Below are 14579 nucleotides of genomic sequence, written 5' to 3' on the forward strand. Positions count from 1 at the left end.
TTACACTCGAAAAACAGGTTGGCGATTGCACCAACGATCCTTGTATTCAACATCGGCGCGGCCGAACGAGTAACGTAAAGCCTTTCCCTTCAAGCGAGCCTCTTCCCACGCAGACTGCGTGTTGATGAAGCTGAGCACGCTGCCCGGACTGAAATCACGGGAAGCGGGGTCAACTCCACCATTGATGTATTCGATGCTGATCCATTCTGGCGATTCGACTCTGTACAAGACCTGAACGGCAACAGGCTTGCCGTCGAGTTGCAGATAGCTTCCCCACAGGAAGTCCCGCAACGCTTCGAAGACCTCGGCGAGATGCCCTTTACCTGGCACCGCGAAGCCCCAGCGGCTCTCGAACAACTCGGTATAGATAGCTGCCAGTTCGCCTGCAGACAGCTGCGAAACCGGCAAAACCTGCCCGCCGGCCTCTTCCAGCATCCGCAATTCACGGCGCTGGTTGTAACGAAACTTCTTGCTGTATTCCTCCGGCTCCCGGGCGATAGCCAGCTCTTCGGGCTGCTTGCAGAGCGTCGAGATGCTGCCCTGATGGAGAGCCGAAAGGTAGCGCATGCGTTGCCGCACAGGCGCCATCGCCCCTTTGGCAATCGGCAGAATCACTTCGGCATTGCCGAGATCGAACAGGTCACGCTGACCGCGGCGCTTGAGCACATCGCGAGATAAAGCCAAGCGCCCACCCCATACGGGAACAGCGGCCTGCAGTTGCCCCTCCAGAGGCCAGCCCAGATACCGTACGGGAATGCCAGCCATGGCAGAAAGCCGCGAGACCACCTCAGGATGGGTCGCGACACTCCCCCCCAGACGGGACCAGATCTCGCTGTAACATTCGGCACTGATCGAACGCCAGCCGCGTTCGCGCCAGCGCTGAAAGGGATTGAACATCAGGCATCCTGCTCCGACGTAGTGGTATTGAATAGCGCAACATAGGGTTCACGCACTGGCCCGACCGAAACATTGGCCAGCAGGCTGATGTCCGAGCAGAAGGGCTGTTTGGCTCTCCAGAGACTCACCTGCATGTGCGTACCGTCAAAAAAGCGCGAAAGACTAGCACAGCATTCGCTGGTAGTTGTGCGGTGATGGATTAAGATAACGCCCTTTTTGTAGACATGCTGGAACCCCTAGTGCAGGTATCGAACTCGCAGCAGCATCTCATATGCATCCGGATACACGATTTCATTGCTGGACGCTGGCTCGTCTTCGGCTATCTAGTTTTACTCACTGGCCTGTTCTGGGTCAGTGACGGCAGCCATTACAAAAAAATCTACTACGTCATGTTCGCAGCCCCAGCTTTGCTAGGACTCGTACTTGCACCCAGGCAGATCAAACCGATTCTGAGCGAGCCAGTCCTGCTGAGTTTCCTGGCGCTGACTGCATGGTTGCTGATCAGCATGGGCTGGACCCGTGCCGAAGACGACCTCGGCAGTTTGGCCAAGCGGCCTCTCTACGTGTTCATGTTATTCGCAGGTTGCGCGCTGATCGCTCTCAAGAGCGAAGTCCTGCTTTTGAAAACATTGCGCATCGGCGCCGGCTTGGGCGCACTGGCGGCTCTCGTCAATATCGTGTGGTTCCTGCAGCACGCAACCCCAGGTGAGCGGCTGATCGGTAGCGGGGCTCTGCGCAATCCATTGCTGACCTCTCATGTGCTGGGGTTTCTATGCACCTACTGGGTGGCCGCCTGGTTATCACGCAGTGAGCGCCATGACTGGCTGCCAATTCTCATGGCTCTTCCCCTCCTGGCCGCGCTGCTCGCCACAGGTTCGCGGACCCCATTGATGGGCCTGGCTTTGACCAGCGTCTGGATGCTGCTGATGAGCGGAAAACGCGCGATCCTTCTGGTAGGCGCCCTGCTGATCGGGGCGAGTGCCGCATACCTGGCATTTCCGGAAATACTTCTCCAGCGCGGCATGTCATATCGACCCGAGCTCTGGGCCGACGCGGTACGTCAGGCGGGCCAGCACCTCTGGCTTGGCTCGGGCTATGAGAGCAAATTCGTTTTCGACATTGCCGGGGTTGGCTACCTGCTGCATGACCCGCACAATGTCGAGCTCGCGGTACTCCTCGAACTGGGGCTTATCGGTCTTGGCTTGTGGACTGCCATGTATGCATTCGCGCTTTTGCGTTGCCTGCGCCTGCGTGCAGAGCCGCACTTCCAGATCGCATCGGCGCTATTGATCTACGGACTGTGTGCCGGACTGACCGAGGGTGGCAATTATCTTTCACGTCCCAACGAGAGCTGGTTCCTGATCTGGATACCACTGGCGCTGCTATGCGCTCTTTCCATTCGGCATAGGCAGTCGCAAGCATGAAGCGTATCGAACCCGCACAGCTGGACGGACTGCTCAAGGACGCCAGAACCATTGAAGAGGATGGCCTGGGCATAAAGGTCGCCGAACTCAAGGAGGGCGACTTCCTCAAACTGTACCGGCGCAAGCGGCTGCTGTCTTCCGATCTGTGGGATCTGCCTGCGCAACGGTTCGCAGACAATGCAAACGGCCTGCTGAACCTGGGCATCTCCGCCCCTAAGGTTCTCGAGGTGCTGATGATCAGTGAACGCCGCCTCAGCGCGGTGCGCTATCAGCCATTGCCTGGCGACACGCTGCGCAATCACCTGCGCAAATCAGATGCTGCGACACGCTCTCGAGACGTGATGCGCTTCGGAAGCTTTCTCGGTGAACTGCATCAGTGCGGCGTGTACTTTCGCTCACTGCACCTGGGAAATGTGCTGCTGCTGCCAGACGGGAGCTTCGGCCTGATCGACCTGTCGGACATGAAACTCGAGCGCAATGCATTGCCCCCCTGGAAGCGCCGCCGCAATTTGCAGCACATCCTGAGATACCCGGAAGATATCGGCTGGCTAACCGAGCAACACCGCGAAGACTGGGTAGCAGGCTACGCAAAGAGCGTCAGCACTCGCAGCGCCGAGCGCTTTTCTCGCGACCTGAAAAAATGGCTGTCGGCGACGCAGTGAAGGATGACGGACATGCCGCACTTGCCGCACTTGCCGCCAAGTGCAGGTGTCAGGCAGTTCGTGTGAAACAGTAGCGCCAGAGCCCCTTGAGCGTCTTGAGATTGCGCGAGCGCCAAGGAATCTGAGCCAACAACTCACCTGCCAACGCCCTATCTTCATTCGCGACCTTGGCAAACATCGCGTTCAGATAACGCAACCGAGTCGCTTCATAGCCCGGATGCTCCTCGAAACGCTTGTAGATTGCGAGCTCGGTCTCGATCATCAATCGGCGGTTCTTGTAAGTATTGCTGCCATGCACGCGATAGAGAGCGAGCGGCTCTGCCAATATGTCGATGAAGTACCCGGCGTGAGCGATACGAAGCTCTACGTAGTAATCCTCGATGCGAATGGATGGATCGAAACCACCAACCGTCTCAAGCGCGTCGCGACGAAATAGCAAGGTTGGCGCAGGTGGCCCAGGCTTTCGATCCATGAACAGATCATCGAAATCGAGCCGCCGAGCGGGGCGATGACGCTGCTTCTTGTCAGGCAGCGGCTTTCCGTCACCGTCGATCAGAACGATACCACCGGCACAGATGCCGGTTTCTGGATGCTGCTCCATGAATGCGATCTGCAATGACAGACGCTCGGGGAGCATGACGTCATCCGAGCCCAGCGGAGCGATATAGCGACCTGCGCTGCGAGCGATCATCTCATTGAGCGTGCTACAGAGCCCCTTGTTCGCCTGGGCCACGAAATCGAACCCGAGTTCTTCCTGCAGCCGCCTGATCACCGTCACACTGTCGTCGCGCGAGCCATCGTCGACCACCAGCAACTCTATATTGGGATAATCCTGCGCATAGACGCTGCGGATGCTCGCCTCGATGAAGTCAGCATGGTTGTAGGAGGAAATCAGTACTGAAACCAGCGGCAGCGCGGCCTGAATCTCTGTCATGTAAACGCTCCTTCGACCGGCCGATCACCCTCGAGGAGCGCACGGTACTTGTTACGAAAATCTTCGATGTCGTGCTCACGCCGCAGGTACTGATAAGCACGCTCCCCATCCTCGGCACGCGCAGCCTCGCTGTCAGCAAGACAGGCACGCAGTTGCTCGGTCAGGGAAGAGACATCGCCAGGCGCGAACGAACGCCCACCCGCCCCGCTCAGCAAGGGCCGCATCGCAGGAATGTCAGAGCCGAGTACCGGCAATCGACCGCACATGCCTTCCAGCAACGCAAGACCAAGCCCCTCCTGCAGCGAGGGCATGACGAAAACGTCGAATGCCTTCACATAACGCATGGCATCTGGCCGAGTACCACAGAGATGCACGCGCTTTTGCAACCCAAGCTCGGCAATCAACGCCGCCAGGTTGTCAGCTTCGCGGCCGCCACCGATGATTGCCAGGTTCACGTGCGGGTACTCGTCACTCAGGGCGGAAAATGCCCGAATGAGATACACGTGTCCCTTGATGGGCACCAACCGACCTATCGCACCGATGATCAGGGCTTCGGATGGTAGCTCCAAAGCTTGCCGTGCCTGGTCGCGCGACAGCTGAAGAGATTCAGCCAGGTCGATATCCAGGGCGTTGGTTATCGCCACCGTATTGGCGCTGGTAAAACCACAGCGCAACGCGATCAGATAATCGGCTACAGCCGGCGACACGCCAACGAAGCGCCAGCACTCGTCGATCGATCGCCTGGCCTGCCAGCGCCGATAGAAGCGATCGTATTCACCAAAACCGTGTGACACCCCGATGCATCGCGGGATGCGCAATGTCTTGTTGAGGTGCATGAACAGGTTGACGGTCTTGAAGCGATGCAACAGCACCACATCGAAGCCCTCCTCCTGACAGAACGCCAGCAAGCGCCTGCGTACCTTGAGACGCAGCCCGCTCATGTCCTTTTCAGTGAATTCGAAGAACACCTGGCGTCGGCCGGAATGTTGCGCATCTTCCGCCGGCCGTCCCTCGAGATAAGCGTTGACCACATCGAAACGTTCGGCTGGCAAGCCTTGCAGAATCTGCTCCCCCAGATCGGAGTTGGTATCCGCAGCGTTATAGCGAGTCTGCAGTTGCAGGACTTTCAGAACCTTAGCCATAAGGTCGCCCCATCCAGAGGCGAAGCGCCTTTCGGGAGTAGGAGAGCTTGAATAGCACCTTCCAATCACTGCTCACGGCCTGGCAGTAGAACTGCTTCGCTGCCCTGAAATCTCCGGCCAGGTAGGCACTACGAAATAGGGAAAGGCAACGCTGCTGATAGAAAGGCGCGCGTAGCTCCTGCAGCGCCGCCGGCAGTCGATCAAAAACCTCATCGACCAGCCCAACGCCTCCCGCGAGGCTCGACACGAAGTCGTGGCGAAGACTGTCGCTGTGCTTGTGAATCATCGCCAGCGGCTCTGGCAAAAGCGAAACGGGATAGGTCGCCAGTGTTTGCGCAAAGACCGGAATATCTTCGGCATTACGGAAGCGCTCGGGATAATTTCCCGCCTGAAAAATCGAGCGATGCATCACGCAGGCGCCATTGGAAATGCTCAGTGTCTTGTCCAGCAGGTAGGCCCGCACACGCAGCAGGGGGGTATCAGGAAGACGCTCGGGAGAATGCCGGCGACGGCGACCTTCCTGATCAACCGACCAATGTCCGCCGATGACCATGCGAGACTGCTCATTCAGGGCCAAGTGCGCACGGATCAGCGACAGGCTATCCGGTGCCATCTCGTCGTCCGCATCGAGAAATACCAACCAGTCATGACGCGCCAGCTCGATCCCGAGATTGCGCACAGATGCCAATCCCCCATTGCTCTTGCGTAGTGACCTGAACCGTCCGGGAAACTCCGCCTCCAAAGCCTCGACGACCTGTGGCGTGTTATCCGTCGACCCATCATCGATGATCAATAGCTCATCATCTTCGCCCAGCTGAGACATGACGGAGCGAACTGTCCTGGCCAGGGTAGAGGCATAGTTATAGGCAGGAATGACGATAGTGATCGCTGCAAAGCCACTCATTTCTGCCCCACCTTAACCTGCTGGCTCAATGCTCGAAAGCCGCGAGCGACGCGATTGACACTCATGAAAAAAGCCCAGTGATTCCGCAGAAAACTCAACGAAAAGGCCGGGCGCACAACCCGACCTCGCCCCCACCCCGGACGCCAGCAAAACCCATCGCTACGCTTGCGGTACAACGTCAGGACGGGGATGCCAAGAGCAGAAGCCAGATGCCCCACCCCGGAGTCATTGCCAATTACATAACCGGACTCATAGAGATGACCGGCAAGGGCTTTGGCGTCGGAGAATTCAGGCACGTCGAATTCAGGTTCGAATACATGCAGATATTCGTGCCTTTCTTTAGGCGACAGAACGAACTGCGGTTGATAGCCAGCAGCACGTAATCGCCGGGCCAACGCCAGGTATTTCTCAGCGGGCCAGTTCTTCTTTGCGTTATAGGAGAGCGGATGAAGCATCACGCGCTGCGCGTGGCGACGGTGCGCTAGCGTCGAAGGCACCTGCATGCCGATATCGTCGCAGGCGTGAGCCAGCCCCAAGCGAGAGCGGCAAAAGGCTACGGCCTGCTCGACCATGCTGGCATGGTCATCAGGCAGGCAACGCAGCGGGCCCGCAGCCGCAGCCAAGGGCGCTAGCAAAAGCGACTTTTCCGCGGGCAGCCGCGCTAACGCCTCAGTTGCAGGTTGCTCGATGAAACGAGGGTCCACACGCAGCGTGCCAACGAAGACATAGCGTCGCGCAAGTTCACTCGCAGCCTCACCGTGACGCGTAAGCATGCTGCCCAGGTCGGAAATAACCAGATCGAAATCGTCCAGAACGGCGAACGTCTCGTCAGGAGCGGGCAGACAGCGCGCCTCGAAGAGTGGCAACCATTCATTGAGTGCGCCGAAGTGGTTGCTCAGTACCGTCACGTTATAACCGGCTCTGGCGAGATTGGCAGCCAGAACCAGATAAATGCACCCGTCGCCAAGCCCCATCGACGGGACCAGGGCAAGCCTGCAGTCAGCCGGCAATGCGGCCAAGCGGGTACTGGCCTCTTGTATAACATCAGCCATCAGAACTCCTTGATAACCCGAATATCGTCCATGATCGGGCGCGCACGCGCGCAGAAGAACATGCTCAGGCCGTAGCTGAGCGTTCTGCAACTGCGCGCAGCAGCGCTGCCATTTTTCTTGTGAAGCGCCCTGAAAGCCTCAGGACATGAAAATTGCAATGCATCGCTCCCACTTGGCCAGGCACGCGAGAAACCATGATCAGTTATCCGTTGAACACTCGCGCCGCCGCTCGGCTCGGATTGGAACAGGGCCATACGAAGCCATATCGACGCTTGGCTGTACGCAGAAATCACCGTACTCATCAAAAACAGTGGCGATAGTGAGTAACTCATTGTGAATTCCACGTGAAATTTGAGGGCGGGCCTAATTTCCCGTTTCCAGATGGAGCACGCGACATCTGTCTGCGAACTCAGCCCGACACGATGAGATCAACGCGCCGCATGGCGCCTATCGTACGTACGTAGCCAACAACAAAGAATGCATTATCCCAAAGATGGAGGCCAAAAAGGCTCAACATGTCGGCAAGGATTTGCAGCAATCGTGGTGCGCTAATAAAGCATCACTCAGAAAGCCTCCCAACGACCCGCCGCCTGCAACCGGCGCACCGGGTTAACGCGCTGGCTGTTCAGGAACCTCAGCATCATCCTTTTCTTCGTCATCAAGTCCCATGGCGTGCAGGCGCGAATAGTACCCGTTGTTCGCCAGCAGTGACTCATGGGTGCCTCGTTCGACAATACGGCCCTGATCCATCACGAGAATCAGGTCGGCTTTCTCGATAGTGGACAGCCGATGGGCAATTACCAGCGTTGTACGCCCCTCCATGACCTTGTCCAAAGCAGCCTGGATATAGCGCTCCGACTCCGTGTCGAGAGCAGAAGTCGCTTCGTCCAGAATCAATAGGGGGGCGCTTTTCAACAGCGCCCTGGCAATGGCCAGACGCTGCCGCTGACCACCGGAAAGCATGACACCGTTCTCACCCACCTTGGTGTCGAACCCCTGCGGAAGCAGCTCAATGAACTCACTGGCATAGGCCGCACTCGCAGCCTGCTCGACGTCCTCACGGGGCAAGTGCCGAAGGTCACCGTAAGCGATGTTGTTCAATACGGTGTCATTGAAAAGCGAGACCTGCTGAGTGACCAGGGCGATATGTTTTCTCAGATTTTCCACGCGGTATTCCTCTACCGGTGTACCGTCGAGAAGAATTTGCCCCTCTCCATGCTGGTAAAAACGCGGGATCAGATTGGCCAATGTCGACTTGCCACTCCCCGAGCGGCCGACCAGAGCGACCATCTGACCTGGCTCGACGGTGAAGCTGATGTCTTGCAGTACGGTCTTTTCGGTCCCCGGATAGGTGAAGCTCAGTTGCCGCACCTCAAGTGCCCCGGTAACCCGCTCTTTCTCGACCGTGCCCTGATCCGGCTCCGGCTGTTCATCCAGTTGCTCGAAGATGCTTTCAGCACCAGCCAGACCTTTCTGGATAGTCGAACTGACTTCCGAGAGCTGACGGATCGGCTTGGGCAGCAACCCCGCCGCGGTGATGTAGGCCACCAGGTCACCGACGCTGGCATCGCCCCGCAGGAACAGCACCAGAAACATCAGAAACGCCATCGCTGCATAGTTCACGAGCTGCAGGCTGGGGGTGTAGATGGCGCTGGTACGGGTCATGCGCAGTTGCTTGCGGGTGCTGTCCTCGCTCGCCTCATGGAAGCGCTCTCGCTCATAGCGCTCACCACCGAAGCTGCGTACCACGCGATAATTCTGAATCGTCTCGGACGAAACATGTGTCAACTCGCCCATGGCACTCTGAATCTTTCGACTCTGGCTGCGAAACTTCTTGCTGGCGCTTTTCACCATCAGAGCGATGAGCGGAAGAATGGCCACCATGACCATGGTCAGTTTCCAGTTCATCCACAGCAGGTAGCCAAACAGGAATACAACCGTGAGACCTTCACGCACCATCACCTTGAGCGCGTCGGTGGCCGCCCCTGTAACCGAACCGACGTTGTAGGTGATACGGGAAATCAGATAACCCGTGGAGTGATTGTCGAAATAGCGATTGGGCAGGGTCAACAGGTTGTTGAAAAGCGCTATGCGCAGGTCCTGAACGAGCCCCAGTGAAACCCGTGCCAGATAATAGCCGCCGAGAAAGGAGCCGATGCCCTGCCATATGGTAATCAGCAGCAACGCCAGCGGCACGCCATAAAGCAGTTGCATGCTACCCAGCAGTGGCAGCTCGACAGCCCCGGCTTCAGGCGCGGCGAGCCCGTCGACGAAGTACTTGAGCAAGCCTGCCAGCATTGGCTGGGTAGAGGCGAAAATGATGTAGCCGACCATACTGATCCCGAACATCAACCAGTAACGCTTCATGTAGCTCAACAGCCGCATATACAGCTTGAAGCTGGAGATGGACGATGGATTAGCGCTTGGATCAGGCATGAGATGGAGGCTCTGGGGCGAAGCGCAGGATTGTACCATCAGGGACCCTGCAACCAAATCGACATGGAAGCCGGTTACCCGACTCGTCCAGCCCAGAGCTGAACAGCACCGCACCGCGAGCGACAAAAGCCTTGCAGGCTCAGTCGACAGATCGAGCGAGATGCAGCTCCTGAGGCGGGCGCCAGCGTGTCGGCTTACGCACAAAGGCCATGCCACGCAGCTCATCGAGCAATGCCTGCACATCGAATGACGGCGTACCGGCTGCGTCACCATAAGCGCCTGCAACCTCGGACAAGCCAGACGCATCGAGCCCAAGATCGTCCAACCGTAGCATTATCTTCCTGAAATCCTCCACGGCGCCTTGCTGGCTGTAATCTCCGCCCCGCTCAAAATCCAGAACATAAGCATGTTCTGCAATCAGAAAGTTGTATGGGTTGCAGTCGCCGTGCACGATGCCGTGGGCATGCAACCGCCCCAAGAGAGCAAGGGCCTGACGCGCCCCTGTCAGCAGCCGGTCTCCGCTGAGGGTAGCCAAAGGCACGCCTGGCAGAAAACCGGTCAGCAGCAGGCTCTCATGAAACCCGGGATGGCGTGACTCCGCATACATGAGCGGCTTCGGGGCGGGGAACGCCAGTGCCTGCAGCCTCGACAGCAGCATCGCCTCGCTTCGCAGCGGAGAACGATAGGGCCGGCGCAGGATTCGCTTCCACCAGGGCTTCATCGAGCGCCTGTAGCGTTTGACGAAGATCGAATCATCCTCGCGATATATCTTCGCCACGGCCCGGCCTGGCGCGAACTCGACCAGCCCCTCGAAAAGCGCCAGCAATGCATTGATTTGTTTGCGCCCGAGACTGCCCTTCTGAAAAACTACTGTTTTCCCCACACCGCACCTCCTTGCGACGCATCCATATCTCGCAGGAAAGAACAGGCTCTGCTTCTCGCTTCGGTTTTTTCGAGTACAGCGCACCGCTGCCCCACAGGTCGAATCATGTACAGCCTCTACGCTAAAACGAAAGAAAATCTCAAGCACGCCACTTATGCAGGACAAAGTATATGCAACCCTGCCTCAGCGGTACTCGCCCATCTGTTCTTCGATAATCGACCTGCGCTGAAGAAAATTCGCAGGGCCATCAAGTTGATTCGTTTGACGCCGCGCTACAGCTGCCGCGACGAATTGACGGGAGATACCTACATCTGGCATTGCGACCGCGACGACCAGACACGACTGGCTCTGGGTATCGGTCGCGAGCTGGCATCCGACAGGAAGCTCAGCACCTGCTACATACCGGCCATCAAGGAAGATGCCTACAAATCTCTGGACTGGTCGGCCATGTATACGGCATTGAAAATAGTGCGCACCTGCAAGCAACCCGTTGTTGAGCGGTTCTATATATTCAGCGCGCTCTGTTACACCATCAAGCACATGAAAGCCATCGAAAGATATGGAATCACCGAACGGATAACCTCGCTGGTAAGCTACAACAGCGCCAATATACCCGAGTGCTTTCTGGTCAGCGCCTGCCGACAGCGAGGTATCAGGACCTATTCGCTACAACATGGTCTGTATCATCGCTACCGTAACGAAAGCCCCATCGACATCATCAACTATGAAAATGTCACCGCGCAGACGCTGCTGGTCTGGAGCGAGTTCTGCCGAGCGGAAATAGATGCATTTCATCGTGATCGTGGCCAGGCGGCCGATTTCGAGATACAGGTTGCTGGCTATATCAACCCGCCACATCAACAACCAGTTGCCATCGAGCGATCGAGCTCGGCTGGCCCGCATATCCTTTGCCTGCTGCCGGGCAAACGCTATGTCGCGGACAGCGTGAAACTGCTCAGCGAATTGGCCGAACTGCCAGAAAATTACCAGTTGACCATTCGTCTGCATCCGCTACTTGCAGGCAATGCTGCACTCATCGAAGCACTGCCTGCACGCGCGACACTCGACGACAGCTCAACGCTTACGCAGACGCTAGCCACTCAGCGCTATGATCTGGCGGTGGGATTCAACACCACCAGTCTGTTCGAAGTCACTCTGTTCGGTGTTCCCTGCGCTGTTTACCGTGCTCCGAGCCTGAATCTCGAGACTCAGGCTCTGCCCGCATTTACAAACGCTGGAGAGCTCATCACCCTGCTCAGATCGACGGTTGATGTCAGCATGCTTGCCGATTACCTCCTCGGGGCTTCGCTCTTTCGCTATCGCGAAATCACTCACGCCGGGCATTAGCGCAGCAGGAATCTTAGCGCCACACGCCAGAGCGAGGGATATCGTCGAATCCTCACACCTCTCAGCCATCGCAAACGAATCGACAATGGCAGATGAGCCCGCCTCAGCAAACGCAACCAGTAACGCACCGCCAATGCTTCCTTGCGGCGGATCTGCGCCTCGCTCATATCGGAAACGCTGTGCATCGGCATTTGCACAGGTGGATCTGCGGCATAGGCGAGCGCGTGCAACGCCCAGGCCTCACGAAAACTGCCAAGGGAAAAGTGCAGCAGATCGATATCGAAAGCCACGCCAACCTTGCCAACCTGGGCAACGCGGAGACTGAAGTCGACATCGTAAAAATGAAAGCCCCTCAAACGCTCGTCGAAACGAACCGCGGCCCAGACCGAGCGCCTGACGAACATCCAGACACCATCCAGGGCAACCACGGGAACGCAACTCGCTGCGGCATATGCATCCGGCTTCGCGAAGGCGAGTGTCGCACCCTCACGTGAAACGCCATGGCGCACATTGATGCACAGGTCGTCCTCGTCCCCACTGTGCCAGCCGGATGGGACTCTCGCCTTATAGCGACTTCCCGCAAGGCCGATCATTGCCAACTCGGTGTCAGCCGCGAAATGAGAGATGGCAAGCTGCCCCCACCCAGCGCTCAGAAATTCGACGTCTTCGTGAACGAAGCAGATGAACTCGTGACTGGCTCGGGACGCACCTTCGTTGTAGACCTCGCAGAGCCCGCGGCCCTCGACGCTGTTGTCCACCGCGATAAGCTCGTACTCGACCCCGATGGTCGCTGCGATATTACTGGCAACTGCCTGCAAGCGCGCCGACTGGGCGCTGCAGATGACGATGGAGATCAAATGATGCTCCGCACGAGTGGAAGGCCGGTCATTTGATTTTCTTCAATCCGAAATAGTAGAGCGGGAACTTGAGGTACAGCTTGAGTTTTTTACGGGTCAGGTAGCCCAGCCCCTTGCCATGCCATTTCTCTTCGAAGGTGTACTTGGAACGCTTGGTCATCAGCCACTGCCGCGCCGAGGTATGCGTACTCAAGGTCCGGCTATCGAGGTGATCGACAACGGAGGAGGTAACGAGAACGTGCCTGAGCCCATGGGACTGCAGCGTCAGCGCATAGTCGTTGTCGGCGTACCAGAAGTAGAAACGCTCATCCAGCTCGCCAATGACATCCAGAATCGAACGACGAAACACCAGGCACCAGCCGGATATTTCGCGCAACACTCCATAGCCGGGATAAACACCACTACGCAGAGCGAAACCATTGCGCGGATGATGCAGAGAGCAAGCCGGGCTGGCGCTGCTGACCCCGAGATCACTTTCGAACACCTGAAGCAGCTCGGATGCCCAGCCGGGATGAAAGGACAGGTCGTTGTTGCAAATGGCAACGAAGGGGGCCTGGCCCTCTCTGATACCCAGATTCATGTATGCGTGATAATTGAAAGGCGTGCTGGGATACAGCGTCGTTACTCCAGGCTGCCGATACACAGGGCTGTCGGCATTCGACTCGAGCACCCAAACCCGGAAACGGATCTTCGCCGGGTCTTCAGACGCGACGAGCGAGTCCAGGCAATGCTCGGTAACCTGGCGCAAGGCTTCATCCTTGGCGAAGCTGAGAATTACCACATCGAAACAAGCGGGCAACTCAGGCGAGCCCGCAACGGAATCAGTCATAAGAAAACATAATCTCAGGAAATACAGGGCAAGCCTGATAAAGCCATGGGTCAATCACAGGCAAGAATACGTCCGACGCGATTCGCCCAGGTATGGTGTTCGAGAAAGCGCGCTCGACCATTTTGCGCAATGCGCTCGCGCTCTTGCGGATGAGCCAGATAATAACGGACCTTTTCGCTCAACTCCGCACCAGAACGAAACACCTCGATATCCCGCCCTGGGGTGAACAGCGAAGCGATTTCCTCGCAATAATCGGTCAACAGGAAGCAACCCGCAGCTACTGCCTCGAATATTCGCAGGTTCACACCCGTCTCGGCGCCATAGAAATCCGATCGAGTGATATTCAGCACTATCCGTGAGCTCTGCAACAGCGTCTGAAGCTCTTCTCCCCAGACAGGGCGATCATCGACGCACTCGCGCAGCGACGAGGACATGAGCGAGTAGTTACGGCGCCAGCGATTGCCGCGTATGGCCAGATTTTCACGGATGTTTTCCAGCAGGAAAACCCGACGCAAATCGGCACTACCGACAAACAGGACGTCGCGATCCTTGTCTTTTCCCAACTCTGGAACCACCACCGCTCCAAACGGCAAATGCAGTGCATTCAGGCCCAGTGTTTCACGGAAAAAACGCGTAGTCGTTTCAGAGAAAGAAAATAGCTGGTCATAGCGGGGTAGCTCTTGCTCGATGAAATACAGGAACTCCCGACGTTTCGAATAGAGGTTGCAACTATCGGTATCGTAGAGGATGAAGCGGGCACCAGCGCTGCGTACCATTTCGGCCACTTGAGCGACGTCATAGTGCTTGTAGAGGAAACCGACCACCAAGACATGAGTAGGTGCCTCCTGCTCCAGCACTCTGCGCAGTGGTTCCAGAGACAGACGCGGCAAGTGCGAGAAACCCTCCCGATCCCGGGCCTTGTTACGGGCCTTGAAGAGCGCCGAAGACAACCCGTACCACTGTCTGGGTTTCTGTTTCAGCGCATCCCAGTGGACAGCTCGGCTGCCGGCCTGCAAAAACGCATCGAACAGTTCACGGCCCAGTGGCACACCACCTATTCCATCGATAATCAGGTACTTGCGCTCGCTCGCAACCGGCGCACCCGCCCTTGGCATCTCCAGCATGATTCAATATCCATCCAAAAGCAGTGGCCCGCAGCGGTAAGGGACCGCAACAGGCATATCGAATTCTTTCATCCCGTACTGACAACCG

General features: G+C 57.3%; 14 protein-coding genes. 3 read left to right on the top strand and 11 right to left on the bottom strand.

Annotated elements, in window-relative coordinates:
• Positions 1-897, bottom strand: coding sequence for a GNAT family N-acetyltransferase (locus tag FHR27_RS19135; RefSeq protein WP_179539294.1), 897 nt, complete (start codon positions 895-897; stop codon positions 1-3).
• 239 nt (positions 898-1136) lie between these two features.
• Here FHR27_RS19135 and FHR27_RS19140 point away from each other — a divergent pair, with 239 nt between their 5' ends.
• Positions 1137-2321 carry an O-antigen ligase family protein gene (locus tag FHR27_RS19140; RefSeq protein WP_264650058.1) on the top strand — a complete coding sequence of 395 codons (1185 nt, stop codon included), beginning with the start codon at positions 1137-1139 and terminating at the stop codon, positions 2319-2321.
• Positions 2318-2983: a polymerase gene (locus tag FHR27_RS19145; RefSeq protein WP_179539296.1), complete on the top strand. Its 666-nt coding sequence runs from the start codon at positions 2318-2320 to the stop codon at positions 2981-2983. Before FHR27_RS19140 ends, FHR27_RS19145 begins: the two co-directional genes overlap by 4 nt.
• A 49-nt stretch (positions 2984-3032) precedes the next feature.
• On the opposite strand, the gene FHR27_RS19150 is transcribed toward FHR27_RS19145, so the two are convergent.
• From FHR27_RS19150 to FHR27_RS19180, 7 genes are all read right to left on the bottom strand, one after another.
• Positions 3033-3917, bottom strand: coding sequence for a glycosyltransferase (locus FHR27_RS19150; protein WP_042553915.1), 885 nt, complete (start codon positions 3915-3917; stop codon positions 3033-3035).
• The gene (locus FHR27_RS19155; protein ID WP_179540121.1) at positions 3914-5059 is read right to left on the bottom strand and encodes a glycosyltransferase; all 1146 of its coding nucleotides are present in this window, start codon (positions 5057-5059) and stop codon (positions 3914-3916) included. The genes FHR27_RS19150 and FHR27_RS19155 overlap by 4 nt, the downstream gene beginning before the upstream one ends.
• Positions 5052-5963 (bottom strand): glycosyltransferase family 2 protein, encoded by a 912-nt coding sequence (locus FHR27_RS19160; protein ID WP_042553913.1) that lies wholly within the window; start codon positions 5961-5963, stop codon positions 5052-5054. Before FHR27_RS19160 ends, FHR27_RS19155 begins: the two co-directional genes overlap by 8 nt.
• Positions 5960-7015, bottom strand: a complete 1056-nt coding sequence (locus FHR27_RS19165) for a glycosyltransferase family 9 protein (RefSeq protein WP_042553912.1) — start codon at positions 7013-7015, stop codon at positions 5960-5962. Before FHR27_RS19165 ends, FHR27_RS19160 begins: the two co-directional genes overlap by 4 nt.
• Positions 7015-7347, bottom strand: coding sequence for a hypothetical protein (locus tag FHR27_RS19170; protein WP_179539297.1), 333 nt, complete (start codon positions 7345-7347; stop codon positions 7015-7017). Before FHR27_RS19170 ends, FHR27_RS19165 begins: the two co-directional genes overlap by 1 nt.
• A 277-nt stretch (positions 7348-7624) precedes the next feature.
• Positions 7625-9451 (bottom strand): lipid A export permease/ATP-binding protein MsbA, encoded by a 1827-nt coding sequence (msbA, locus tag FHR27_RS19175; RefSeq protein WP_179540122.1) that lies wholly within the window; start codon positions 9449-9451, stop codon positions 7625-7627.
• 139 nt (positions 9452-9590) lie between these two features.
• Complete coding sequence (locus FHR27_RS19180) at positions 9591-10334, bottom strand: lipopolysaccharide kinase InaA family protein (RefSeq protein ID WP_042553909.1); 744 nt, start codon at positions 10332-10334, stop codon at positions 9591-9593.
• A gap of 105 nt (positions 10335-10439) precedes the next feature.
• Here FHR27_RS19180 and FHR27_RS19185 point away from each other — a divergent pair, with 105 nt between their 5' ends.
• Positions 10440-11681: a hypothetical protein gene (locus FHR27_RS19185; protein ID WP_179539298.1), complete on the top strand. Its 1242-nt coding sequence runs from the start codon at positions 10440-10442 to the stop codon at positions 11679-11681.
• Here FHR27_RS19185 and FHR27_RS19190 read toward each other — a convergent pair.
• The 3 genes from FHR27_RS19190 to FHR27_RS19200 are packed head-to-tail and all read right to left on the bottom strand — an operon-like array spanning position 11678 to position 14491.
• Positions 11678-12538: a glycosyltransferase gene (locus tag FHR27_RS19190; RefSeq protein WP_179539299.1), complete on the bottom strand. Its 861-nt coding sequence runs from the start codon at positions 12536-12538 to the stop codon at positions 11678-11680. The two genes, FHR27_RS19185 and FHR27_RS19190, sit on opposite strands and share 4 nt — an antisense overlap.
• A gap of 28 nt (positions 12539-12566) precedes the next feature.
• On the bottom strand, positions 12567-13367 hold the full coding sequence (locus FHR27_RS19195) for a glycosyltransferase family 2 protein (RefSeq protein ID WP_179539300.1): 801 nt from the start codon (positions 13365-13367) through the stop codon (positions 12567-12569).
• A gap of 50 nt (positions 13368-13417) precedes the next feature.
• Positions 13418-14491 carry a CgeB family protein gene (locus FHR27_RS19200; protein ID WP_218878505.1) on the bottom strand — a complete coding sequence of 358 codons (1074 nt, stop codon included), beginning with the start codon at positions 14489-14491 and terminating at the stop codon, positions 13418-13420.
• Positions 14492-14579: the final 88 nt, after the last annotated feature.

The organism is Pseudomonas flavescens (assembly GCF_013408425.1).
In the GTDB taxonomy this organism is placed as follows: Bacteria; Pseudomonadota; Gammaproteobacteria; order Pseudomonadales; family Pseudomonadaceae; genus Aquipseudomonas; species Aquipseudomonas fulva_A.